Source organism: Cellulomonas denverensis (genome assembly GCF_012396125.1).
Classification (GTDB): domain Bacteria; phylum Actinomycetota; class Actinomycetes; order Actinomycetales; family Cellulomonadaceae; genus Cellulomonas; species Cellulomonas denverensis.
Genome location: NZ_JAAXOX010000003.1, coordinates 474,766 through 498,395, shown reverse-complemented (window position 1 = coordinate 498,395; position 23,630 = coordinate 474,766). Strand labels below are relative to the sequence as shown.

The window sequence follows — 23,630 nt, the reverse complement described above, 5'->3', positions numbered from 1 at the left end:
CGCGATGGCCACCGGTGTGCTCCGTGCCCGGGCGCGGCCCGGCCCCACCGCCGTTGCCGTTCCCCGCACGGACGCCGATGCTGACTCCATGAGCCTGCCCGCCCTGGCCTGGCGCACCGAGACCGAACCGCGCGCCGTCCCGCTCTGGCACGACAACGACCCCGACTACGCCCCTGCTCCCCCGCTGGACGGCGACACCACCGCGGACGTGGTCGTGGTCGGCGCCGGGGCGAGCGGCCTGTGGGCGGCGTGGGCGCTGCTGGACGCCGATCCGGCGCTCGACATCCTGCTGATCGACGCCGGAACGGTGGCAGGCGGCGCGAGCGGCCAGGGCACCGGCGCCTGCTCCGCCTGGACCGGTGCCCTGCACCCCCACCCCGGCGGACACGGCACCCTGGCCACCGCGCTGCTGCGGGACGCGGTGGTCGAGGTCGGCGGCACCGCGGCGGCCGAGGAGATCGAGTGCGACTTCCGGTTCCGCGGCGCGCTGCGGGTCGCCCGGGACCCCCGCTCGCTGGCCCGGGTGCGTGCCGCCCTGGACCCGGGTGCCGACGACCAGTCGCTGGACCCAGGAGCGCTGGGCCGCCGGGTCCTGGTGCCCGGCGCCCTGGGCGGGGTCAGCACCGCGGACTGCGCCACCGTGCACCCGGTCCGGCTGTTGCGTGGGCTCGCCGGCGCCCTGGAGTCCCGGGGCGCCCGGATCGCCGAGCACACCCGGGCGGTGCGGATCAGCCCCGGCGCCGTCGTCACCGACCAGGGCACCGTCCGGGCCGACCGGATCGTCCAGGCCACCGGGGCGGCCACCGTGCCGGGCGGAGTCTGGTCGCCGCGGACCGTGGGCGAGGTCGCGCTGGCGACGGTGCCGATCGAGGCGGCGCGCTGGGAGCGGATCGGGCTGCGGCGCGGCCAGCTGCTGCACGTGGCCCGCTCGGGTGGGTGGCCCTGGCCCGTCGGGCGGACGGCCGCGGTGGGGCAGGGGACGGAGCCCTCCCACGCCCACGCCCACGCCCCCGCCGCCCCCGACCGCCCGGCCCGCCGCAGACTCGGGGGCGTGGCCCAGCCGTGGGGCGCACTCCCCGCCGAACCGCCGGACCTGCGCGCGGTCCGGACGTCGGACGACCGGCTCGTCCTGATCGGCGTCCTCCCGGGGCTCGGGCGACGGCCCGGCGGTACCCGACCGGCCGGCGCCTACTGGGCCGGGGCAGCGGTCGGGGCGGTCTCCCGCCGTCAGGCCGGCACCAACGCCACCGCATCGGATCCGGCCCACCGGGGCGCCACGGCCCGGGCGGTGCGCCGGCTGCGCGCGATGTCCGCCGACCTGTTCCCCGACCTGGCCACGGTGCCGGTCAGCCACGCCTGGTCCTGGACCCGCGCCGCCGCCGACCCCTACCCGGTGGGCGTCACCGCGGACGGCCTGGCGTGGATCGGCGGGCACGGCCCGGAACCGCTCGCGGCGGCGAACCTCTCCGGGCGGGTGCTCGCGGACCTGCTCACCGGGTCGGACGGCGCGCTCACCCGGGCCGCCGAACACGGCTGGGCCTGAGACCGGCTAGCGCCCCAGCAGCTCGGTCGCGCGCACCCGGCCCCACTCCTGCGCCGCGAGCACCTGGTCGAGCGTGGTGGTGTCCACCCCGTCCCGGTGCTCGGACAGCACCCGCTCAACGGTGGCCACGATCGCCGGGAACGGGCACGCCCCGGCCAGGAACGCCGCCACCGCGACCTCGTTGGCCGCGTTCAGCACCGCCGGGTGGGTCGCCGAGGCCGCCACTGCCGCCCGCGCGAGTCCCACCGCCGGGAACGTCCCGGAGTCCAGCGGTTCGAAGGTCCAGGTGGCCGCCGTGCTCCAGTCGCAGGGCGGCACGGTCTCCGGCACCCGGTCCGGCCAGCTCAGTCCGAGCGCGATCGGCAGCCGCATGTCCGGCGGCGAGGCCTGCGCCAGCGTCGACCCGTCGGTGAACTCGACCATCGAGTGCACCACCGACTGCGGGTGCACCACCACCTCGATGTCCGCCGCCGGGACGTCGAACAGCCAGTGCGCCTCGATCAGCTCCAGGCCCTTGTTCACCAGGGTGGCCGAGTTGATCGTCACCACCGGGCCCATCCGCCAGGTGGGGTGCGCCAGCGCCTGCTCCGGGGTGACCGCGGTGAGCTGGTCGGGGGTGCGGCCGCGGAACGGCCCACCGGAGGCGGTCAGCACCAGGCGGCGCACCTCCTCGCGGCGGCCCCCACGCAGCGCCTGGGCGATCGCGGAGTGCTCGGAGTCCACCGGGACGATCTGCCCGGGGCGCTGCTGGGCGGCCCGCACCAGGGCGCCGCCGACCACCAGGGACTCCTTGTTCGCCAGCGCCAGGGTGTTGCCCGCGGTCAGCGCGGCGAGGGTGGGACCGAGGCCGACCGACCCGGTGATGCCGTTCAGCACCACGTCCGCCGGCCGGGCCGCCAGTTGGGCGGCGGCCTCCGGCCCGGTGAGCAGTTCGATGCCGGCCTGGCGCAGACCGGCGGTCGCGGCGTGCCGGGTGTAGGCGGCGAGCACCGCACCGGCGGCGCCCGGGTCGGCGACCGCGACGGTCTGCGCGCCGAGTCGCACCGCCTGGGCTGCCAGCGCCTCGGGGTCGGCTCCCCCGGCGGCCAGTCCGGTGACCCGGAACCGCCCGGGGTTGCGCCGGATCACGTCCTCGGCCTGGACCCCGATCGAGCCGGTGCAGCCGAGCAGGACGACCTCGCGGGGCGCGGTCATGCCGCCCGGCTCACTCCGCGGCGAGCAGGACGTCGACCGCCCGCTCCAGGAAGGCGTCCACCGGTCCCTCGTCGTAGGCGTGGTTGCCCCGGGCCCGGGCGAAGACCGCGGTGCGCAGTTCCTGGGCGGCCAGCGGCTCGTTCCGGTCGAAGTAGGCGATCAGGCGGTGGCACAGGTCGTCCACCTGCGCGGCGTCATAGCCGGTCTTCCGGCCGGTCGGCGGGGCGAAGCGCTCCCCGTCCGGACGGGTGAGCCGGCCGTACAGCGTGCGGGCCTGGTCGGCCAGGTGCTCCAGCCAGGCCTGACGGCCACGCTCGTTGATGAAGTCGGCCCGGGACCGCGCCACGAAGGCGGCCTCCAGGCGGTCCAGCGCGGCGTCCACCGCGGTGGTGGAGTACCCGTGCCGCACCAGGTCGAAGGCGACGGTGCGTACGTCCTTCCCGGTGAGCGCGCCGGCCGGTCCCTGCTCGTACACGGTCCGGGCGTGAGCGAAGAAGTCGTCGACCTCCTCCGTGTGGTACCCGGTCTTCATCCCGGACACCCTGCGGAACATGCCGCCGTCGCTCATTCTCAGTCCTCCTCAGCCGCCAGCTGACCGCAGGCGCCGTCGATGTCGCTGCCCCGGGTGTCCCGCACGGTGGTCGGGATGCCGTGTGCGCGCAAGCGTGCCACGAACTCGGCCTCGACCGCGGGATCGCTCGCCGTCCACTTCGAACCGGGGGTCGGATTCAAAGGAATCGGGTTGCAGTGCACCCAGCCGCGCCCGCGCCGGTTCAACTCGGTGCCCAGCAGGTCGGCGCGCCAGGCCTGGTCGTTGATGTCCCGCATCAGCGCGTACTCGATCGACACCCGGCGGCCGGTGGCCTCGAAGTATCCGCGGGCGGAATCGAGCACCTCCTTGACCGAGAACCGGCTGTTCATCGGGACCAACTCGGAGCGCAGCTCGTCGTCCGGGGCGTGCAGCGACAGCGCCAGGGTGACCGGGATGCCCTCCTTGGCCAGTCGGTCCATCGCCGGGGCCAGGCCCACCGTCGACACCGTGATGTTCCGGGCGCTCATCCCGAAGCCCTCCGGCACCGGGGCGGTCAGCGCGCGCACCGTGGCCAGCACGGTCTTGTAGTTCGCCAGCGGCTCACCCATGCCCATGAACACCACGTTGGACAGCCGGGACTCGCCGCCGGGCACCTCGCCGGCCGCCAGCGACCGCGCCGCCGAGCGCACCTGCTCGATGATCTCCGCCGCCGACAGATTGCGGGTGAGGCCGAGCTGGCCGGTCGCGCAGAACGGGCAGGCCATGCCGCAGCCGGCCTGGGAGGACACGCACAGGGTGGAGCGGCTGGCGTAGCGCATCAGCACCGACTCGACCTTCGCACCGTCGAACAGGTGCCACAGCGTCTTGACCGTGGTGCCGCCGTCCGCCCGCAGCGTGCGCGCCGGGGTGAGCAGCGGCGGGAACAGCGCCTCCACCAGCAGGTCGCGGGTGGCCGCGGGCAGGTCGGTCATCGCCGACGGGTCCGAGGTCAGGTGGCTGAAGTAGTGGGTGGCCAGCTGCTTGGCGCGCAGCGGCTTCTCCCCCAGCTCCACGACCTTCTCCACCCGCTCGGCGGGGGTCAGGTCGGCGAAGTGCTTCGGCGGCTTGCCGCGGGCACCCCGGGCGGGGGTGGACAGGTTGAGGGCAACGGGGGTCGAGGTCATGCGAGGCTCCGGCGTGTTGTCGGCTGAGGTGGTGCGCCCGGACGGGTCAGGCCGCGACCGGCTGCAGGGCGTGCAGCAGCAGGTAGATCACGGGGGCGGCGAGCAGCAGCGAGTCGATCCGGTCCAGCACTCCGCCGTGGCCGGGAAGCACGCTGCCCATGTCCTTGAGTTCGAGGTCCCGCTTGAGCAGCGACTCCGCGAGGTCACCGAGCGTGGCCACCGCCACGGCCGCGACCCCGAGCAGCGCCCCCACCGCGGGGTCACCGTCGAACATGAGGTGCACACCGAGCACCCCGACCACACAGGCCAACACCACGGACCCCGCCAGACCTTCCCAGGTCTTCTTGGGGCTGACCGACGGGGCCAGCGGATGCCGCCCGATGAGCACCCCGACGGCGTAGCCACCGGTGTCGTTGGCCACGCACAGCAGCACGAACAGCGCGACCCGGGCCGCCCCGTCCTCGGCCGCCAGCATCAGCATGACGAAGCCGCCCATCAGCGGCAGGTAGGCGGCGGCGAACGCCCCGGCGGTGGCGTCGCGCAGCGCGGCGGGGCCGGTCCCGTCCAGCACCCGCCAGATCACCAGGCCACCGACGGTGAGCACGAAGGCGACGAACAGCGCCTCCGGGCCGGCGACGTAGGCCGAGACCAGGATTCCGATGTCCCCGACCAGGAGCGGCAGCAGCGGGATGTGCACCCCGCGGCGGGCGAAGGCCTGCGCCAGCTCCCAGATGCCGACGCCCACGGCGACCACCGCCACCACCCCGAAGACCTCCTTGCGGAAGATCAGCGAGGCGGCGACGGCGGCGAGCAGTCCGAGACCCACCCCGACCGCGGCCGGGAGATTCCGGCCGGCGCGGGTGGGTGTGGTGGGGGCGACGGTGGTGGACATGACTGCCTCAGACCTCGAGGAGCTCGCTCTCCTTGGCGGAGAGCACGGTGTCGATGGTGTCGACGTGCCCCTTGGTCAGGGACTCCAGCTCCTTCTCCGCCCGGGCGACCTCGTCCTCACCGGCGTCGCCGTCCTTGGCCAGCTTGTCCAGCGCGTCCTTGGCCCGGCGGCGGACGCTGCGGATCGAGATCTTGGCGTCCTCGGCCTTGGTCTTGGCCAGCTTCACGTAGTCCTTGCGCCGCTCCTCGGTCAGGGCGGGCAGGATGATCCGGATCGCGTTGCCGTCGTTGCTCGGGTTCACCCCGAGGTCGGAGTCGCGCAGCGCCTTCTCGATCGCGGACATCGCCGACTTGTCGAAGGGCGAGATCAGCACGGTGCGGGCCTCGGTCACCTGGAAGGACGCGAGCTGCTGCAGCGGCGTGGGCGCGCCGTAGTAGTCCACGACGATCTTGTTGAACATCGCGGCGTTCGCACGGCCGGTGCGGATCGCCGCGAAGTCCTCCTTGGCGACCTCGACTGCCTTGTCCATCTTCTCCTCGGCCTCGAGGAGGATGTCGTCGATCACGGTGGCTCCTTTGGTTCTGTGGTCCTCGGACGGTGGGTGGGTCAGTCCTCGGTGACCAGGGTCCCGATCTTCTCACCCCGGAGTGCCCGGGTGACATTCCCCGGCTCCTCCAGGCCGAAGACCCGCATCCGCACGCCGTTGTCCCGGCACATGCTCAGCGCGGTGGAGTCCATCACGCCGAGCTCGCCGACGATGGCCTCGGTGTACGTCAGGTGGTCCAGGCGGCGGGCGGTGGGGTCGGTGCGCGGGTCGGCGGTGTAGACGCCGTCCACCCCGTTCTTGCCCATCAGCACCTCGTCGCAGTGCGTCTCCAGCGCGCGCTGCACCGAGACGGTGTCGGTGGAGAAGTACGGCAGGCCCGCGCCGGCGCCGAAGATCACCACGCGGTCCTTCTCCAGGTGCCGGATCGCCCGCAGCGGGATGTACGGCTCGGCGACCTGGCCCATCGTGATCGCGGTCTGCACCCGGGTGCTCACCCCGGCCTGCTCCAGGAAGTCCTGCAGCGCCAGGCAGTTCATCACGGTGCCGAGCATCCCCATGTAGTCGGCCCGGGCCCGGTCCAGGCCCATCGTGGCCAGCTGCGCACCACGGAAGAAGTTGCCGCCGCCCACCACGATCGCGACCTGCACGCCCTCGGCCACCGCGGCGCCGATCTCGCTGGCGATCCGGCGGACCACCGCGGCGTCCAGCCCGATCGAGCCGCCGCCGAACGCCTCGCCGGACAGCTTCAGCAGCACCCGCCGTGCGGTACGCGCCTCGCCGGTCGTCTCGTCGATCATGGTGGCCATGGGGATTCCTCCGGGAGTCGTCGGCTGGCAGGTGGTGCTGATGGTGCTCGCGCCGGTGGCCCCGGCCCTGTGCGGGCCGGGGCCACCGGATGCGGGGTGCGTCAGGCGCCGACGCGGTACCGGACGAAGCCGGTCACGGTGCCACCAGCCTCGGTGAGCACCTGGCCGACCGACTTCTTCGGGTCCTTGGCGAAGGGCTGGTCCAGCAGGACGACCTCCTTGAAGAACCCGTTCAGGCGGCCCTCGACGATCTTCGGCAGCGCGGCCTCCGGCTTGCCCTCGTTGCGCGAGGTCTCCTCGGCGATCCGGCGCTCGTTCGCGACCGTGTCGGCCGGGACCTCGTCGCGGGTCAGGTACTGCGGGGAGAACGCCGCGATGTGGGTGGCGATGTCGCGGGCGATCTCCGCACCCTTGGCGTCGGTGGCGACCAGCACGCCGACCTGCGGGGGGAGGTCCTTGTTCACCTTGTGCAGGTAGACGGTGACCTTCTCGCCGGCGACGCGCTCCACGCGGCGCACGACCAGCTTCTCGCCCAGCACCGCGGCGGTCTCGTCCACGATCTCCGACAGCGGCTTGCCGTCGACGTCCGCGGCGAGCAGGGCGTCGGCGTCGCGGGCACCGGAGGCGACCGCGGTGGCGAGGACCTTGTCGGCCAGGGTGATGAAGGTGGCGTTCTTGGTGACGAAGTCCGTCTCCGAGTTCACCTCGACGATGACGCCGACCTCGTTCTCCCCGTCACCGGCGGTGATGACCTCGGCGGCCACCAGACCGTCGGACGCGGAGCGGCTCTCGCGCTTGGAGACACCCTTGAGGCCCTTGACGCGGATGATCTCCAGCGCCTTGTCCTTGTCGCCGTCGGCCTCCTCGAGGGCCTTCTTGACGTCCATCATGCCGGCACCGGTGGCCTCACGGAGGTCCTTGATGTCAGCGAGGCTGTAGTTCGCCATCTGTGTATCCGTCCTTGTGGGTCGTGGGGGTCAGTTGGCGGAGTCGGACTCGTTCGCGGCGGCCTCGGCGGCCTCCTCGACGGCCGGAGCGGCGTCCTGACCCGGGACGGCGGCACCCTCGGCGGGGCCGGCCTCACCGGCGGGGGCACCGTCGGTCTCGGCAGCGGCCTCGGCGGCGGGCGACTCGGCGGCCTCGGAACCGGCGAGCAGCTCGCGCTCCCACTCGGCCAGCGGCTCGGCCTCGGCGGCGGTGCCGGCGGCGGCACCCTCGGTCTGGCCGGAACGGGCGGCGTGGCGGGCCATGGTGCCCTCGGCCGCGGCGTCGGCGATCACGCGGGTCAGCAGCTGCACGGCGCGGATGGCGTCGTCGTTGCCCGGGATCGGGTAGTCGACCTGGTCGGGGTCGCAGTTGGTGTCCAGGATCGCGACGACCGGGATACCGAGCTTGCGCGCCTCGTCGACGGCCAGGTGCTCCTTGTTGGTGTCCACGATCCACACGGCCGAGGGAACCCGGGCCATGTCGCGGATGCCGCCGAGGGTCTTGGCGAGCTTGTCCTTCTCGCGACGCATGATGAGCAGCTCCTTCTTGGTGAAGGCGCTCCCCGCGACGTCGTCGAAGTCGATGAGCTCGAGCTCCTTGAGCCGCTGCAGTCGCTTGTTGACCGTCTGGAAGTTGGTCAGCATGCCACCGAGCCAGCGCTGGTTCACGTAGGGCATCCCCACGCGGGCGGCCTGCTCGGCGATCGGCTCCTGGGCCTGCTTCTTGGTGCCGACGAACAGGATGCTGCCGCCGTGGGCGACGGTCTCCTTGACGAACTCGTAGGCGCGGTCGATGTAGGACAGCGACTGCTGCAGGTCGACGATGTAGATGCCGTTGCGCTCGGTGAAGATGAAGCGCTTCATCTTCGGGTTCCACCGACGGGTCTGGTGCCCGAAGTGGACACCGCTCTCGAGCAGCTGGCGCATGGTCACGACGGCCATGGCACGTCCTTCCGGCGCACCCCAGCGGGGGCGCGCAGCATGATCGCGGGCTCCGCAGTCGGCGGGGCCCGCTCGTCCGGTTGTCGATGCCCCCGGGTGGGTGCATCCCTGGCGTCATGCCGTGGCCGACACCACCCGGTTGCCCGGGTGGACCGCTGCCGGCGCCGGCCCGCCCTGGGGCGGTTGATGACGCGCGATGTCGACCGGCACAGACCGGTCGCAAGCAGAAGCTTACCGGAACGACGCAGCGATCGAGGCCGTCCGGCTGTGGGCGTGATCACCGGGCGGCCACCTGCCCACAGGCCCGGCGACCCGGCCGTGGTCCCCAACCCGCCGGACCGGCTCTGGTCCAGGCGCGGTGCCACGCGGACCCTCACGTCATGACGACTTCACCCGCCATCCGGAACCGCCGGACCCTCGCCGCCCTCGGCACCACCGTGCTGCTGGTCGCGCTCGGGCTGACCGGCCTGCACCGCGCCTCCGCCACCCGCGGCACCCCTGCCGCGTCCCCGGCGACCGGAGGGACCGGCTGGACCGCCCCGGTCCAGGATCAGCCCGAGCTGCTGCGCGCCTTCGACCGGCCCGCCCAGCGCTGGTCACCCGGGCACCGCGGGATCGACCTGGCCGCCAACCCCGGCTCACCGGCGCTCGCCCCACGCGACGGGACGGTGACCTTCGCCGGCACCGTGGTCGACCGGCCGGTGCTCACCGTCACCCACGACGACGGCCTGCGCAGTTCGCTGGAACCGGTGCTCGCCACCGTGTCGGTCGGCGACCGGGTCCGGGCCGGCCAGGTGATCGGGACCGTCGGCGGCGGGGCGAGCCACTGCGATCCGGGCTGCTGCCTGCACTGGGGCGTGCGCGAGGGCGAGGAGTACCTCGACCCATGGCTGCTGCTGCACGGCGGGCCGGTGGTGCTGCTGCCGGACGCCGGCGCCCTGGGGGACGTCGCGGGCGGGGCCGGGTCGGACGGGGTGGCGGTCGGAGCAGGCGCCGGGTCAGCCGCGGTCGGCCTCGGTCAGCCGGGCCCGCAGCCGGAGCATCGCCGCGGTGTGCATCTGGGAGATCCGGGACTCGGTGACGCCCAGCACCCGCCCGATCTCGGCCAGGGTCATGCCCTCGTAGTAGTAGAGGACCAGGACCAGCTTCTCCCGCTCGCCGAGCTGGTCGATCGCCCGGGCCAGCAGAAATTTGGTCTCCTGCGCCTCGAAGGAGTCGCCGGGATCCGGGCTGCGGTCGTCGCCCAGGGTGTCCAGCAGCGAGAGCCGGTCGGAGTCCCCGGCGCCCAGCAGCTCGTCCAGGGCGGCCACGTTCACCGTGGACAGCTGGGTGAACAGCGCCCGCAGCTCACGCAGCTCGATCTGCAACCGCCCGGCCACCTCGCGCTCGGTGGGCACCCGGTGCAGCTCGGACTCCAGCTCCGCGTAGGCGCGGTCCACCGCACGGGCCTTGGTCCGCACCGAGCGCGGGATCCAGTCCATCGCCCGCAGCTCGTCCAGGATCGCGCCGCGGATCCGGGAGGACGCGTAGGTCTCGAACTTCACCGAACGACCGGGCTCGTACTTCTCGATCGCGTCGATCAGGCCGAACATGCCGTAGGACACCAGGTCCGCCTGCTCGACCATCGCGGGCAGCCGCATCCCGACCCGGCCGGCCACCGCCGACACCAGCGGGGCGTAGTGCAGGATCAGCCGCTCGCGGACCAGCCGGTCGCCGCCGGCCTTGAACGCCGCCCAGTCGGCCGCGACCCGGTCCGCGGCGGTGCGCTGCTCGGTGTCCTCGACCAGCTCGTCCGCGTCCAGCGGTTCGACCAGGGTCAGCTGTGGCAGGTCCTGGGCCAGGTCGCCCAGCGCCTCGGTCACCGTCACGGCGTCGGCCAGCGCACCGGCCAGGTCGGCGTCCTCGGTCAGCAGCACCACAGTGGCGAGGGCGGCGTCCGCCGGCTCGGCATCGACACCGACCTGGTGCGGGATGACGCCGCGCGGCGCGCGGAGCGCACGCGAGGGAGCACCGGGGGCGGTGTGCTCCTCGACCGGAACAGTCATGGTGGTCTCCGTCTCGCGGGTCATGCCCGGGGGTGGGCCTGCTCGAAGGACGCGCGGAGGCGGTCCGCGGTCACGTGGGTGTAGCGCTGGGTCGTGGCGAGGCTCGAATGGCCGAGCACCTCCTGCACACTGCGCAGGTCGGAGCCCCCCTCGAGCAGATGGGTCGCGGCGGAGTGCCGCAGCGCGTGCGGGGCGATGTCGTCCACCCCGGCGGCTCCGGCGACCTCGTGCACCGCGCTGCGCAGCTGGCGCTGGTCCAGCCGACGGCCCCGGCGGCCGAGGAACAAGGCCGGGCCCGAACCGTCCACCGCGAGCGCGGGACGGCCGCGGTCGAGCCACTGCCGGGTCGCGTCCACGGCGGGCTCCCCCACCGGCACGACACGCTCCTTGCCGCCCTTGCCCAGCACCCGCAGCGTGCGCTCGGACAGGTCCAGGTCATCGACGTCGGCGCTGCACAGCTCGCCGACCCGGACACCGGTGGCGTAGAGCAGTTCCAGGGCGGCCCAGTCCCGCAGGTGCACCGGGTCCTCGTCGTCGGCCCGGGTGCGCGCCACGTCCAGCAGGCCCGCGGCCGAGTCCTGGGACAGCACGGTCGGCAGAGTGGAGGACGGCCGGGCCGAGGCCAGCCGCAGCGCCGGGTCGGTGGCGATCCGGCCGGTGCGGGAGGCCCAGGCGAAGAACGTCCGGATCGCGGCACCCCGGCGGGCCAGCGTGGCCCGGCTCCGCTCGGCGGCGGCCATCGAGGCCAGCCAGCCGCGCAGCACCGCCAGGTCGACACCGGCCAGCCCGTCGACCCCGTTCCGCCGGGCGTAGCCGCCCAGGCCGTTCAGGTCGCCGACATAGGCCCGGATCGTGTGCTCGGACAGCCCGCGCTGCGCCCGCAGGTGGAGCACGAAGTCATCGACGAGCGCACTGTCCGCGCCCGTCTCCTCCACCCCTGCTGCCGCCTGCACGGCTCTAGGGTGACCGTCACACCTCCGGGCGACAAGAATGGTGTGTGGGGAATCACCCACCCTTGGGCGAATCACGGTTGTATGTCCGATTTTCCGGGACCGATCCGGCCCCGAACGGGTGATCGTCCGGCCATCCGGTTCAGGAATGCTGCGCCACCGGCCGATGGGTCTGGGTCCTTGGACCCGGCCCGACAGCCCCCATGGGATGATTACTCTCGTCCCCTGTGGGTGCCGACGCACGCACCCCGGACCGGTTGGCGCCGCACCTCCGGATCCCCTCGGTGCAGCCCGGAAGGACTCCCCTCATGCCGTACGAACTCGACGCCTTCGTCGCGCCTGCCGACACCGCGCAGGACCTGCACGCCCGGATCCCGCAGTCCACCCTGGTGCCGCTGCGTGCCGGGATGGCGCTGGTGCTCGGCCCCGACGACACCGACCTGATCGAGAGCGAGCAGATCGGCACCGTGCTGGCCGGCCTGACCGTCGCCCGGATCGTCGCGGACTTCTTCGGCGGGCTCGGTTGGCAGAGTGCCTGGTTCTACCGCGACGGTCGGCTGACCTGGTCCGATGTGGAGAACCCCACCACCGACGAGGACGCCGCGACCTGGCCGATCAACCGCGCCCTCGCCGACCTCGGCCACCGCCCCACCCGGCGCGCGCCCTGGAACGACTCGGTGCTGCTCGATTCGTTCGGCGACGTCGGTCTCGGACACCGGCAGAGCAACGCCGGGTGGATCCGGTTCGCGCACGAGGGCGGTGACGGCGACGCGATCACGGCCGCCGAGGAGGAGCTGGTGCGCCGCTCGGTCGGCTGACCCGCGGTCCCCACGCCCAGGCGCCGGTGGCGCCGCCGTCCACGTCCCCTCCGACGCTCCCCCTCTCGCCCCATCCCGCTGCCCCTGTCGGGCGCGTCGGAGTGCCGGACGGGGACAGGCAGCCCCGCCGTCCGGCCCGACCGCCCTCACCGCTCAGGCTCCGGCACCGTCGCCCACCTCCCCTCCGACGTGCGGCGTGCCACCCCGTCCAGCTCCAGCAGTCCGAGCTCGGCCTCCACCTCGTCGATCGCCAACCCGGCGCGGGCCGCCACCCGGGCCGTGCCGGCCGGATAGCGCCTGAGCGCGTCCATCACCCGCGCCCGGCGGCTGTGCGGCGGTGCGTCCCCGGGTGGCGAGCGCCGTGCACCCCCGCTCATGTCTCCCCCACGGGCGCGCGAGCCGTGCCCAGGTCCCATCGCGACGAGGCCACATCCGGACCCGTCGTCGCCGGCATCGGGTCCGCGCCCGCCGTCCGATCGCACCGCCGCGCCCACCAGCAACTCCCGCACCTCCGCCGCGTCCGTGACGCAGACCCCAACCCCCGAGCGCAGCAGCCGGTGACACCCCGCCGACGCCGCCGACGTGACCGGTCCGGGCACCGCGCCGACCGGGCGGAACAGCTCGGCGGCATGGTGGGCGGTGTTGAGCGCCCCGGACCGCCAGCCCGCCTCGACCACGACCGTGGCACCGGTGAGCGCGGCGATCAGGCGGTTGCGGAGCAGGAAGCGTGACCGGCTGGGTGGTCGCCCGGGTGGGCTCTCCGCGATCACCGACCCGCCCTGGTCGATCACCCGGCGCAGCAGTTCGGCGTTCCCGGCCGGGGTGAGCCGGTCCGGGCCGCCGGCCAGCAGGGCGACCGTGCTCGCGGCGGGACGGCCCGCGAGCGCACCCCGGTGGGCAGCCGCATCGATCCCGTAGGCCCCGCCGGACAACACCGTGACGCCACCGCGGGCCAGATCGACGGCGAGGTCGGTGGTGACCTGTTCGCCGTAGTCGCTGGCGGCCCGGGCGCCGACCAGGGCGACCGAGCGGGCGACGAGCTGATCGACCCGGGGTTCGCCGCGGACCCACAGGCAGATCGGGGCCGTCCCACCGAGGTCGGCGACCCGCTCCGGCCAGCCCGTCCGGCCCGGGATCAGCGGCTGGGCGCCGATCCGGCCGGCGGCGGCGAGCATCCGCTCGGGATCGGTGTCGAGGCGGGGCCGCCAGCGTTCCAGCGCCCGGGCGAGCACCGGGACCGCCCGGCCGGACGGTGCGGACAGCGGCGCGTCCGGGTCGGTGTCGTCCAGGACGCGCAGCCGCTCGACCAGCACCCGAGCGGCCCGGGTGGGCGACAGGGTGCGGGCGGAGAGCAGCCACTCCCAGGCGGGCGCGGCGCCGAGGGCGTCGATCACGGCGACCGCAGCCCGGTCGCCAGGTTCGGTGCAGCAGGACCAGCCGACCCGGGCGAGCAGCTCGGCGTCGGCGGCGGCCCGGCTCACGACCCGGCTCCCCAGGTCCACAGCAACAGCACCCAGCCGAACAGCTCGCCGTCGACGGCCGCCCCGCTCACGACCCGGCTCCCCAGGTCCACAGCAACAGCGCCCAGCCGACCAGCTCGGCGCCGATGGCCACCCCGCTCACGATCCGGCACCACGCGTCCGCAGCAGCAACGCCCGGCCGATGTCCTCGCGGTGCGGGGCCGGGGAACCGGCCAGGTCGGCGAGGGTCCAGGCGATCCGCAGCACCCGGTCGGCGCCGCGCAGGGTCAACCGCCCGGCGTCCAGCGCCCGGTGCAGGTCGTCCAGCAGCCCGTGCCGCGGGCCGAGCAGGTCGCGCAGCCGGGCACCGGGGGCCTCGGCGTTGAGGTGCCAGGGGTCGCCGGCCCAGCGGGCACGTTGCGCCCGGCGGGCGGCGGCGACCCGAGCGGCGACGGTGGCGGTGTCCTCGCCGGGTGCGGCGCCGTCGATCGCCCGCACGGCGGGGACCTCCACCTGGAGGTCCACCCGGTCGAGCAGCGGCCCGTCCAGCCGGGCTTGGTACCGGCGCCGTTCCTGCGGGGTGCAGCCGCAGTCCCGGCCCTTGCCGGTGGCACGGCCGCAGGGGCAGGGGTTGGCCGCCAGGACCAGCTGGAACCGCGCCGGGAACCGGACCGCGCCGGCGGCCCGGTGGATCACCAGCTCGCCGTGTTCCAGTGGCTGTCGCAGGGTCTGCAGCACCCGGGTGCTGAACTCCGGCGCCTCGTCCAGGAACAGCACGCCGCGATGGGCCCGGGACGCGGCGCCGGGCCGGGGCCAGCCGGAGCCGCCGCCGACGATGCTCGCGGCGCTGGCGGTGTGGTGCGGGTCCTCGTAGGGCGGCCGGTGCATCAGCCCGGCGGCGGGGTCGAAGGTGCCGGCCACCGAGTGCACGGCGCTGACGTCCACCGCCTCCGCCTCGTCCAGGTCGGGCAGCAGGCCGGGCAGCCGGGAGGCGAGCATGGTCTTGCCGGCGCCGGGCGGGCCGGTGAGCAGCAGGTGGTGTCCCCCGGCGGCGGCGACCTCGACCGCGTGCCGGGCGGTGCGCTGGCCGAGCACGTCTGCCAGGTCGCCGGCCCGGCCCGGTCCGGCGGAGGGGGTCCGGGTCGCCGCGACGGCGCGCACCGGGCTGAGGTCGGCCTCGCCGCCGTGCAGCCGGACCACCTCGGCCAGGCTCGCGCAGCCGGACACCCGGGCGCCGGGCACCAGCTCGGCCTCGGCCACGTCGGCGGCCGGCACCACCACCCGCGACCGGCCCTGGGCGACCGCCTCGGCGACGGCCGGGAGGATGCCGCGCACCGGTCGCAGCCGCCCGTCCAGGCCGAGTTCGCCGAGGTGCACGGTGTCCCGGGTCCGGACGGGGTCCAGCGCGCCCGCGGCACCGAGCACCGCAACGGCGATCGCCAAGTCGAAGCCGGGTCCGTGCTTCGGCAGCGCCGCGGGGGTCAGGTTGACGGTGATCCGGCGGGCGGGCCAGGCCAGGCCGGTGCAGGCCACTGCGGCCCGCACGCGGACCTTCGCCTCGGACAGCGAGGTGTCCGGCAGCCCGACCAGGACGAAGGCGGGCAGGGCGCTGGCCAGGTGCGCCTCGACCTCGACCACCCGGGCGGTCATCCCCAACAGCCCGACGGCCAGCGCCCGGCCGAGCCCGCTCACCGCTCCCCCGCCAGCAGCTCGATCCGCGCCGGGCCGCCCGGTGGCAGCAGCACCGCGATCACGTCCACCCGGACCCCGGCGGGATGCTCGTCGTGGGCGGCCAGCCAGTGCGCGGCCAGCCGCCGCAGCCGGTGCAGCTTGGCATCGGTGACCGCCTCGGCGGGATGGCCGTAGCCGGTCCCGGTGCGGGTCTTCACCTCGACGATCACCAGCTGTCGGCCGTCCAGGGCGACCAGGTCGATCTCCCCGGCGGCGCAGCGCCAGTTCCGGTCGATCACCCGCCAGCCGCGGGCCTCGATCCAGCGGGCGGCCAGGTCCTCGCCCCGGCGTCCCGTGCTCCGCCTGTCCGGCATCGCGTCACCTCCTGGCAGGAGGCTGGCGGTGCGGGACGGAGCCGGTCCACGGCGGTCAGGGCCGCCTGGGGACCATCACGGGCTGATCGGCGCTGTGGACAGCCGACGCCCCGAGGATCACCGGCCGAAGCCGCTGCCCCCGCCCAAATCGAGGTCGGCCTTGACCAGTTCCTCGACGTTCACGTCCTTGAAGGTGACCACCCGCACCGACTTCACGAAGCGCGCGGAACGGTAGACGTCCCACACCCAGGCGTCGGCCAGGGTCAGCTCGAAGTAGACCTCGCCGGCCGCGGACCGCACCTGCAGGTCGACGTGGTTCGCCAGGTAGAACCGTCGCTCGGTCTCCACCACGTACGAGAACAGGCCGACCGCGTCCCGGTACTCGCGGTAGAGCGCGAGCTCCATCTCGGTCTCGTAGTTCTCCAGATCCTCGGCACTCACCCGGACATCATCGCCCATCCCGCCCGAGGAATCGCATCGACGCGGTCAGAGCACCGGCACCGCGCCGGCGACCTCGGTCCGCACGGCCTCGGCGGCCTCCTCGCCGACCCCGGGCAGCCGCCAGGACCGCCGGTGGTGCACCGTCGGGCCGAGCCGCCGCAGCGCGTCCACGTGCTCGGCCGAGGCGTAGCCCTTGTTGTCGTGCCAGCCGTACTCCGGGTGCTCGGCGGCCAGTTCGAGCAGCAGGGCGTCCCGGGTGGTCTTGGCCAGCACGCTGGCGGCGGCCACCGCAGCGCACTTCATGTCCGCCTTGATCATCGTGGTCACCGGCGGCACCGCGCAGACCGGTGCGGGCAGCACCGGCCCGTCGTCGAACAGCGTGCCCTGGGCCGGCGGCGACAGGTAGTCGTGGTTGCCGTCCAGCAGCGCCGCGTCGGGGGTCAGGGCGAGCCCGTCCAGCGCCCGCTGCCCGGCCAGCCGCAGGGCCGCGATGATGCCGTACTCGTCGATCTCGGCCGGGCCGGCGTGACCGACCGACCAGGCGGCCGCCCAGCGCTGGATCCGCGGCACCAGGGCCAGCCGGGCCGCCGGGGTGAGCAGCTTGGAGTCCCGGACCCCCGCGGGTGCGGGCTTGCTGTCGGCGGTGACCACCACCACGCCGATGGTGACCGGGCCGCACAGCGCGCCGCGGCCGACCTCGTCCAGGCAGGCCAGCGCGGTCGCCCCGTCCCGGAGCATCTGGCGCTCGACCCGCAGCGACGGCGGCACCGCCCGGGGGCGGGCCATGGTCGCGGTCACGACGGGTCGGGCACGTCCGCGAAGACGTCCCCGGGGTTGCGGAGCAGGCCCATCCGGTCCAGCGGCCACAGCTTGACGAAGGCGGTGCCCACGACGGTGTCCATCGGGATCGCACCCCCGCCCGGGTCGCCCATGTGGAACCGGGAGTCGGCCGACTCCTGACGGTTGTCCCCCATCACCCACAGCGAGTCCTCGGGCACGATCACGTCGAAGGCGATCTGGCTCGGGATCGCGCCGGGGGCCAGGTAGGCGCTCTCGTCGATGGCCACGCCGTTGACCTCGAGCGGCGACCCGTCGCCGGCGGAGACCACGTGATCGCCGGGCAGGCCGATCACCCGCTTGATCAGGTGGTCCTCGGACTGCTGGGGCATCAGGCCGACCGCGATCAGCACGTCCTGCACCGCATTGGTGTCCACCTGCTCCTCGGCGGGCAGCCAGCCGCCCGGGTCGGCGAACACCACGATGTCGCCGCGGTGCACGTCCAGCGGCTCGGGCACCAGCTTGCTGACCAGCACCCGGTCGCCCTCCAGCAGAGTGTCGTGCATCGACGCGCTGGGGATGAAGAATGCCTGGGCGAGGAAGGTCTTGACCACCCAGGACAGCACGATCGCGCTGACCAGGATGATCGCGACCTCACGCAGGAAGCCCAGCACCGGATTGCGCGGACGGCGGTTCTGCCGGCGGGTGGCGGGGGTGGGGACCGCCGCGTCCCCGGTGGTGGGGGCCGACTCGTCCCCGGTGCTGGCGTCCTGGTGCGTCACCCGCACACTGTGCCACGTGCGCAGGTCACCCGCCCAACCCTGCGCGCGCGATTCCGGCACCCACACGCAACCTCCCCGGACATGCCACGGGGGCGGTCACCGTCACCGGTGACCGCCCCCATGGAGCAGGAGTGCCGCGACTCAGGCCTTCTTGGCCGGGGTGTCGCGCTTCTCCTTGATCTTCGCCTTCTTGCCGCGCAGGTTGCGCAGGTAGTACAGCTTCGCGCGACGCACGTCACCGCGGGTGGCGACCTCGATCGACTCGATCGTCGGGGAGTGCACCGGGAAGGTCCGCTCCACGCCGACGCCGAAGGAGACCTTGCGGACGGTGAACGTCTCGCGGATGCCGTCGCCCTGGCGGGCGATGACCACGCCCTGGAAGAGCTGGACGCGGGAGCGGTTGCCCTCGACGACCTTGACGTTCACCTTGAGGGTGTCACCGGCACGGAAGTCCGGGATGTCGGTGCGCAGCGAGGCGGCGTCGACACTGTCGAGCAGGTGGGACATCTCGTTTCACTTTCCCGCCGTGCCACAGGTCACGTGCGTCATCGTCGGCACCGGTGCAGGGACCCGTGCCGGAAGTGGGCATCGTTGCGGTGTGCGGCCCGTCGGGCGGTCGTGATCGTCTCCCCTGTGGCAGAGACGCGGCCTACGCGCACCAGCGCACTAGTCTGCCACAGTCTGCGGCCCGGCCGGAAACGGCCCGTCCGCGCCGATCGCCCAGCCCAGTTCCGCGAGCGTGGCCCGGTCCTTCTTGTCCAGCACCGCCGGGTCCAGCCGCCGCAGCAGATCGGGCCGTCGCGCGGCCGTGCGGGCCAGCGCCTGGTCCCGCCGCCAGCGCTCGACCTTGCCGTGGTGACCGGACAGCAGCACCTCGGGCACCTCGGCGTCCCGCCAGACCGGCGGCTTGGTGTAGACCGGGTACTCCAGCAGTCCGGCCTCGCCGTGCGACTCCTCCACCAGCGAGTGTGGGTTGCCGACCACCCCGGGCAGCAGCCGTGCCACCGCCTCGATCAGCACCAGCGCGGCCACCTCGCCGCCGTTGAGCACGTAGTCGCCGAGCGAGTACTCGCTGACCCGCACCCCGCGCGCGGCGTAGTGCTCGGCCACCCGGGCGTCGATCCCCTCGTAGCGGCCGCAGGCGATCACCAGGTGCTCGTCCGCGGTGGCCAGCGACTCGGCCTGCCGCTGGGTGAGCGGGGCGCCGGACGGCGTGGGCAGCAGCAGGTGCGCGCCCTCGTCCAGCAGGTCGTCCAGCGCGGCGCCCCAGATGTCCGGGCGCATCACCATCCCCGCGCCACCGCCGAACGGGGTGTCGTCCACCGTCCGGTGCCGGTCGGCGGTCCAGTCCCGCAGGTCGTGCACCCGCAGGTCGAGGATGCCGGAGGTGCGGGCCTTCCCGACCAGCGACAGCGACAGCGGTGCCAGGTAGTCCGGGAAGATCGTGACGACGTCGATCCTCATTCGCCCGCGGTCTCCTCGCTGATCACCAGGTTCTGCGCGTCGGAGGCCAACAGTCCACCCGGCGGGTCGATCAGCACCCGGCCACCGGGGACGTCCACCACCGGCACGATCGCCCGGACGAAGGGCACCAGGGTGCGGCTGCCGTCCGGCTCGCGCAGCACCAGCACGTCCTGCGCGGGCAGATGCTCCAGGCCGGTGATCTCGCCCAGCAGCCGGCCGTCCACGTGCTCGGCGCGCAACCCGGCCAGTTCGTGCGGGTACCAGGCGTCGTCCTCGCCCTCGTCGTCGGCCACGTCCACCACCAGCGACACCCCGCGCAGGTCCTCGGCGGCGGTGCGGTCCGCGACCTCCGCGAACTGGACGTACCACCGGCCCTGCTGGGTGCGGGTGCGCGCGACGGTGAGCGGTCCGCGGTCGGCGGGATCGGTGGGCAGCACCGTGCCGACCGCCAGGCGTGCCTGCGGGTCGTCGGTGCGCAGGTCGAGCGCAACCTCGCCGCGCAGTCCGTGGGCGCGGCCGATCCGGGCGACGGTCAACTGCATGGGGTGCTCCTCGGTGTCGGCATGGCACAGGCCCGGACCCCACCGGTGGCGGGGGCCGGGCCTGTCACGGCGGTGCGCTCAGCGCCGGGCGACGTCCACGACGTCGACCCGGACCGGGCCATCGGTGGACAGCGCGCCGACGACGGTGCGCAGGGCGCGGGCCGTCCGGCCGCCACGCCCGATCACGCGGCCGAGGTCGTCGGGGTGGACCCGGACCTCGAGCAGGTCGCCGCGGCGCAGCGCACGGGCGTCCACCCGCACGTCGTCCGGGTGGTCGACGATCCCGCGGACCAGGTGCTCGAGCGCGTCGGCGAGCATCAGGCCTGCTCGTCCTCGGCCGGAGCCTCGGTCGCGGTCTCCTCGGCCGGAGCGGCAGCCTTCTTCTCGGCAGCCTTGGCCTTGGCCTTCTCGGCGTCGGCGGCGACCGCGTCGACGGCGGCCTTCACGTCGGCCGTGGCGGCCTTGGTGCGCAGGGTGCCCTCGGCGCCCGGCAGGCCCTTGAACTTCTGCCAGTCGCCGGTCACCTTGAGCAGCGCCATGACCTGCTCGGTCGGCTGGGCGCCGACGGACAGCCAGTACTGGGCCCGCTCGGAGGAGATCTCGATCAGCGAGGGCTCCTCGGTGGGGTGGTACTTGCCGATCTCCTCGATCACACGACCGTCCCGCTTGGTGCGGGAGTCGGCGACGACGACGCGGTAGTACGGCGCACGGATCTTGCCGAGGCGCTTCAGGCGAATCTTGGTGGCCACGGGGTGGTCTCTCCTGGTTGATGTGGGGCGGCGGGGCCGGTGCGCACGTGGGGCATGCGGTGGCGGTCCTGCCTGTGTGTCACAGCATCGCGCGGGTAGAGGGGCCGCGGGAGCCGAGTACAGCAGGCCATTGTGCCAGACCCGCGCCAGTGCTCCCAACCCCTGGCGCGCTGCGCCGGATGGCTGAACAGGGGCCGGGTCCCGGGGCAGGTGGCCGGAGCCGACGTTACCGTGTGCGCCCCGAGGAGAGGACGACCGTGACGGTCCAGCACGAACCCGCCCGCACCGAGCTGTCCGGGATCAGGACGCTGTGGGCGCAGGTGCCGGGCGATGCGCGCGGCTTCCTGGTCTTCGGCGTCGGGCAGCGCGATCTGCCGCCGGAGCTGACCGGGCTGCACCATCTGGTCGAGCACCTGGTGATGCGTCGGGTCGGCCGGGTGGCCACCGAGCACAACGCGTCCTCCTCCCCCGACTCGATGGTCTTCTACGCCGCCGGCTGCGACGAGGACGTGAGCGACTTCCTGCGCCGGGTCGGCGATGCGGTGGCCGGGCTCGCCACCGTAACCGAGGAGGAGGTCGCCGCCGAGCGGGCCACCATCGTCACCGAGATCGGCGCGGAGGGGGTGTACGCCACCGCCGACGGCTTCTCGCACCGCTGGGGTCCCACCGGTCTGGGGGCGATCGACCTGGGTCACGCCGCACTGCCCGCCCTGACCGCTGCGGATGTGCACGCCTTCGCCGCCCACTGGCTGACCACCGGGAACGCCCGGCTGGTGTTCAGCACCCGGCCGCCGGAGGGGCTGTCGGCGGCGGTGCCGCCCGGACCGGTGCCAGCCCGCACGCCCGAGCCCGCTCCCCTGCCAGGCCCGACCCCCGCGTTCGCGGTGGGCACCGGGGAGACGCTCGGCCTGTCCTTCCTGGTGGATGCCCCGGTGCAGCGGCGCCAGCTCGCCGCCACGGTGCTGGAGGAGGCGATGACCCGGCGCCTGCGTCTGGAGCGTGGGCTGGTGTACGCGGTGGAGCTGGTCGCGCTGTGGACCGGACCGGAGAGCGCGCACTGGAGCCTGATGCTGGACCCGCAGGACACCGCGGTGGACGAGACGGTGCTGCTGGCCCGGCAGGTACTGGCAGACCTGGTCGCGCACGGGCCGGATCAGGAGCTGCTCGACCACGCCCGCGCGACCCTACGCGCCCGGCTCCGGTCCACCGACACGGCGCTGACCGCACTGATCACCACCGCGGAGAACGAGCTGCGCGGCTGGCCCACCCCGACCACCGCCGACCTGCTGGCCGCGCTGGAGATCGGCACCGCGGACCAGGTGCGCGAGGTGCTGGGCGGCATCGCCGGCACCCTGCTGCTGGTGGTCCCGGGCCGGGTCGGCCTGCTGCCGGAGACCGAGGAGGCGCTGGAGGGACTCGGCCTGACCCCGCGCCCCGGGCTGTCCCACTACCGCGGCATGTCGACCAAGGAGATCCGCGCCGATCTGGTCACGGACGGGAACCCGGACGGGCCAGGCAGCCTGTTCGACGTCCGCACCAGCATCCACCGCGGGAAGTTCTGGTCGCCGTGGCGCGGGATAGATCTGGCGATCGGCCGGAATCAGCTGGTGCTGATCGACATCGCCGCCCGGATCCGGGTGGAGGACATCGCCCTGGTCGGCCGGGACGACGACGGCGCATGGGAGGTCGTGACCTGGCAGGGCGGGGTGGTGTCGATCGTCACGGGCGGGTTCCGCGGTGCGCAGAAGCCGTGGGACCGGTTCGTCGCCGGGCTGCCGGACCGGGTGATCCGGCACAAGACCGGGTTCCCGGCGCGCCCGGCCGCGGACTGACGGGGCGGGCGGCCCCGGCCACCGGCCGACCCGTCAGGCCACCCGCACCCCGCGCAGCAGCACACCCCGCGGCGCCGCCAGCACCCGGGCGTCGGCCCGCGGGTCCGCGTCGTACACCACCAGGTCCGCCGACTCCCCCTCGACCAGCCCCGGCATCCCCAGCCACCCCCGGGTCCGCCACGACGCCGCGGCGACCACCTCGGCGTCCGCGATCCCGGCGGCCAGCAGCTCGGCGGCCTCGTCGGCGATCCGGCCGTGGGCGATGGTCCCACCGGCGTCGGTGCCGAGCAGCAGGGGCACCCCGGCGTCGTACAGGTTCCGGACGTGGGCGTACCGGCGGCCGTGCATCCGGCGCATCCGCGCGGCGTAGACCGGGTACTTCACCGCCTGGTCGGCGATCGCGCCGAACTGGGCGACCTGGAGCAGGGTCGCCGTGACCGGGATGCCGGCCGCGGCGATCCGGTCGATCTGGGCCGGGTCGGCGCCGGTGGCGTGTTCCAGGCAGTCGATCCCGGCGTCCAGCAGCCCGTCCAGCGCCTCGGTGGCGAAGGTGTGCGCGGTGACCCGGGCGCCGTGTTCGTGGGCCACCCGCACCGCCTCGGCCAGCACGTCGTCCGGCCAGAGCGGGCGCAGGTCGCCGTCCGGACCGAGGTCACGGTCGATCCAGTCCGCGACCAGCTTCACCCAGCCGTCGCCCCGGTCGGCCTCCTCGGCCACCGCCGCGGGCAACTCGGCGACGTCGGCCAGTTCCCGGGCGTAGTGCCGCAGGTAGCGCTTGGGCCGGGCCAGGTGCCGTCCGGCGCGGATCAACCGCGGCAGGTCGTCCCGGTCGTCCATCCACCGGGTGTCCGCCGGAGAACCGGCGTCCCGGATCAGTAGCACCCCGGCATCCCGGTCGGCGCGGGCCTGGCCGAGGGCGGTGTCGCGGTCGACCTCGCCCTGTGCGCCCAGCCCGATGTGGCAGTGCACGTCGACCAGGCCGGGCAGGACCCAGCCGTCCAGTGATCCGTCGACCTCGGCCGGGCGTTCGAAGGTGATCCGGCCGCCGACCACCCAGGCCTGCGCCGCGACCCGGTCGCCGTCGACGATCACCGGGCCGCGCAGGTGCAGGGCGGTCATG

25 protein-coding genes and 1 pseudogene are annotated in these 23,630 nt (G+C 74.1%); 4 read left to right on the top strand and 22 right to left on the bottom strand.

All coding sequences use genetic code 11. The features are described 5' to 3' along the window. The first annotated feature begins 88 nt into the window (after window positions 1–88). Window positions 89–1,543, top strand: coding sequence for an NAD(P)/FAD-dependent oxidoreductase (locus HGA03_RS09130; RefSeq protein ID WP_168629917.1), 1,455 nt, complete (start codon window positions 89–91; stop codon window positions 1,541–1,543). Between the two features lie 6 nt (window positions 1,544–1,549). Here the strand turns inward: HGA03_RS09130 and dxr are convergent, their stop codons facing one another. From dxr to rpsB, 8 genes are all read right to left on the bottom strand, one after another. Continuing rightward, entirely contained in the window at window positions 1,550–2,737 is a 1,188-nt protein-coding gene (gene dxr, locus HGA03_RS09125) for a 1-deoxy-D-xylulose-5-phosphate reductoisomerase (protein WP_168629916.1), read from the bottom strand. A 10-nt stretch (window positions 2,738–2,747) separates the two neighbouring features. Then, a complete protein-coding gene (locus HGA03_RS09120) occupies window positions 2,748–3,305 on the bottom strand; it encodes a DivIVA domain-containing protein (RefSeq protein WP_168629915.1) in 558 nt (185 codons plus the stop codon). 2 nt (window positions 3,306–3,307) lie between these two features. Further along, complete coding sequence (rlmN, locus tag HGA03_RS09115) at window positions 3,308–4,432, bottom strand: dual-specificity RNA methyltransferase RlmN (RefSeq protein WP_168629914.1); 1,125 nt, start codon at window positions 4,430–4,432, stop codon at window positions 3,308–3,310. A gap of 46 nt (window positions 4,433–4,478) precedes the next feature. Continuing rightward, on the bottom strand, window positions 4,479–5,324 hold the full coding sequence (locus tag HGA03_RS09110; RefSeq protein WP_168629913.1) for a phosphatidate cytidylyltransferase: 846 nt from the start codon (window positions 5,322–5,324) through the stop codon (window positions 4,479–4,481). A 7-nt stretch (window positions 5,325–5,331) separates the two neighbouring features. Then, window positions 5,332–5,889 (bottom strand): ribosome recycling factor, encoded by a 558-nt coding sequence (gene frr / locus HGA03_RS09105; protein WP_168629912.1) that lies wholly within the window; start codon window positions 5,887–5,889, stop codon window positions 5,332–5,334. 41 nt (window positions 5,890–5,930) lie between these two features. Continuing rightward, window positions 5,931–6,677 carry a UMP kinase gene (gene pyrH, locus HGA03_RS09100; protein ID WP_239073552.1) on the bottom strand — a complete coding sequence of 249 codons (747 nt, stop codon included), beginning with the start codon at window positions 6,675–6,677 and terminating at the stop codon, window positions 5,931–5,933. A gap of 101 nt (window positions 6,678–6,778) precedes the next feature. After that, window positions 6,779–7,624, bottom strand: a complete 846-nt coding sequence (tsf, locus tag HGA03_RS09095) for a translation elongation factor Ts (protein WP_168629911.1) — start codon at window positions 7,622–7,624, stop codon at window positions 6,779–6,781. A gap of 30 nt (window positions 7,625–7,654) precedes the next feature. Beyond that, window positions 7,655–8,605, bottom strand: a complete 951-nt coding sequence (gene rpsB / locus HGA03_RS09090) for a 30S ribosomal protein S2 (protein WP_168629910.1) — start codon at window positions 8,603–8,605, stop codon at window positions 7,655–7,657. Between the two features lie 86 nt (window positions 8,606–8,691). Between rpsB and HGA03_RS19580 the strand changes: the two are divergent. Then, window positions 8,692–9,480 (top strand): annotated as a pseudogene (locus tag HGA03_RS19580) (murein hydrolase activator EnvC family protein); the annotation flags it as partial. Between the two features lie 123 nt (window positions 9,481–9,603). Here the strand turns inward: HGA03_RS19580 and whiG are convergent. Further along, window positions 9,604–10,650: an RNA polymerase sigma factor WhiG gene (whiG, locus tag HGA03_RS09080; RefSeq protein WP_168629909.1), complete on the bottom strand. Its 1,047-nt coding sequence runs from the start codon at window positions 10,648–10,650 to the stop codon at window positions 9,604–9,606. A gap of 20 nt (window positions 10,651–10,670) precedes the next feature. Then, window positions 10,671–11,603 (bottom strand): tyrosine recombinase XerC, encoded by a 933-nt coding sequence (locus HGA03_RS09075; protein ID WP_168629908.1) that lies wholly within the window; start codon window positions 11,601–11,603, stop codon window positions 10,671–10,673. A 305-nt stretch (window positions 11,604–11,908) separates the two neighbouring features. On the opposite strand from HGA03_RS09075, the gene HGA03_RS09070 reads away from it, so the two are divergent. Next, window positions 11,909–12,418 (top strand): hypothetical protein, encoded by a 510-nt coding sequence (locus HGA03_RS09070; RefSeq protein WP_168629907.1) that lies wholly within the window; start codon window positions 11,909–11,911, stop codon window positions 12,416–12,418. A gap of 146 nt (window positions 12,419–12,564) precedes the next feature. Here HGA03_RS09070 and HGA03_RS09065 read toward each other — a convergent pair whose 3' ends face one another. The 11 genes from HGA03_RS09065 to rpsP form a co-directional block, all read right to left on the bottom strand. Then, entirely contained in the window at window positions 12,565–13,899 is a 1,335-nt protein-coding gene (locus HGA03_RS09065; protein ID WP_239073553.1) for a DNA-processing protein DprA, read from the bottom strand. Between the two features lie 138 nt (window positions 13,900–14,037). Beyond that, window positions 14,038–15,528 carry a YifB family Mg chelatase-like AAA ATPase gene (locus HGA03_RS09060; RefSeq protein WP_168629987.1) on the bottom strand — a complete coding sequence of 497 codons (1,491 nt, stop codon included), beginning with the start codon at window positions 15,526–15,528 and terminating at the stop codon, window positions 14,038–14,040. 38 nt (window positions 15,529–15,566) lie between these two features. Continuing rightward, window positions 15,567–15,923, bottom strand: coding sequence for a YraN family protein (locus tag HGA03_RS09055; RefSeq protein WP_168629906.1), 357 nt, complete (start codon window positions 15,921–15,923; stop codon window positions 15,567–15,569). A gap of 117 nt (window positions 15,924–16,040) precedes the next feature. Further along, window positions 16,041–16,364: a DUF2469 domain-containing protein gene (locus tag HGA03_RS09050; protein ID WP_168629905.1), complete on the bottom strand. Its 324-nt coding sequence runs from the start codon at window positions 16,362–16,364 to the stop codon at window positions 16,041–16,043. A 45-nt stretch (window positions 16,365–16,409) separates the two neighbouring features. Continuing rightward, a complete protein-coding gene (locus HGA03_RS09045; RefSeq protein WP_168629986.1) occupies window positions 16,410–17,150 on the bottom strand; it encodes a ribonuclease HII in 741 nt (246 codons plus the stop codon). An 8-nt stretch (window positions 17,151–17,158) separates the two neighbouring features. Then, a complete protein-coding gene (gene lepB, locus HGA03_RS09040; protein ID WP_239073554.1) occupies window positions 17,159–17,923 on the bottom strand; it encodes a signal peptidase I in 765 nt (254 codons plus the stop codon). A gap of 141 nt (window positions 17,924–18,064) precedes the next feature. Beyond that, window positions 18,065–18,430 carry a 50S ribosomal protein L19 gene (gene rplS / locus HGA03_RS09035; protein ID WP_168629904.1) on the bottom strand — a complete coding sequence of 122 codons (366 nt, stop codon included), beginning with the start codon at window positions 18,428–18,430 and terminating at the stop codon, window positions 18,065–18,067. A 159-nt stretch (window positions 18,431–18,589) separates the two neighbouring features. Further along, complete coding sequence (gene trmD, locus HGA03_RS09030; RefSeq protein WP_168629903.1) at window positions 18,590–19,387, bottom strand: tRNA (guanosine(37)-N1)-methyltransferase TrmD; 798 nt, start codon at window positions 19,385–19,387, stop codon at window positions 18,590–18,592. Continuing rightward, window positions 19,384–19,929 (bottom strand): ribosome maturation factor RimM, encoded by a 546-nt coding sequence (rimM, locus tag HGA03_RS09025; protein WP_168629902.1) that lies wholly within the window; start codon window positions 19,927–19,929, stop codon window positions 19,384–19,386. The genes trmD and rimM overlap by 4 nt, the downstream gene beginning before the upstream one ends. A 78-nt stretch (window positions 19,930–20,007) precedes the next feature. Beyond that, on the bottom strand, window positions 20,008–20,247 hold the full coding sequence (locus HGA03_RS09020; RefSeq protein ID WP_168629901.1) for an RNA-binding protein: 240 nt from the start codon (window positions 20,245–20,247) through the stop codon (window positions 20,008–20,010). After that, entirely contained in the window at window positions 20,247–20,678 is a 432-nt protein-coding gene (gene rpsP / locus HGA03_RS09015) for a 30S ribosomal protein S16 (RefSeq protein ID WP_168629900.1), read from the bottom strand. The genes HGA03_RS09020 and rpsP overlap by 1 nt, the downstream gene beginning before the upstream one ends. Before the next feature lie 257 nt (window positions 20,679–20,935). Between rpsP and HGA03_RS09010 the strand changes: the two genes are divergently transcribed. Further along, entirely contained in the window at window positions 20,936–22,510 is a 1,575-nt protein-coding gene (locus HGA03_RS09010; RefSeq protein WP_168629899.1) for a M16 family metallopeptidase, read from the top strand. Between the two features lie 33 nt (window positions 22,511–22,543). Here the strand turns inward: HGA03_RS09010 and HGA03_RS09005 are convergent, their stop codons facing one another. Next, window positions 22,544–23,629 (bottom strand): amidohydrolase family protein, encoded by a 1,086-nt coding sequence (locus tag HGA03_RS09005; RefSeq protein ID WP_168629898.1) that lies wholly within the window; start codon window positions 23,627–23,629, stop codon window positions 22,544–22,546. Window position 23,630: the final 1 nt, after the last annotated feature.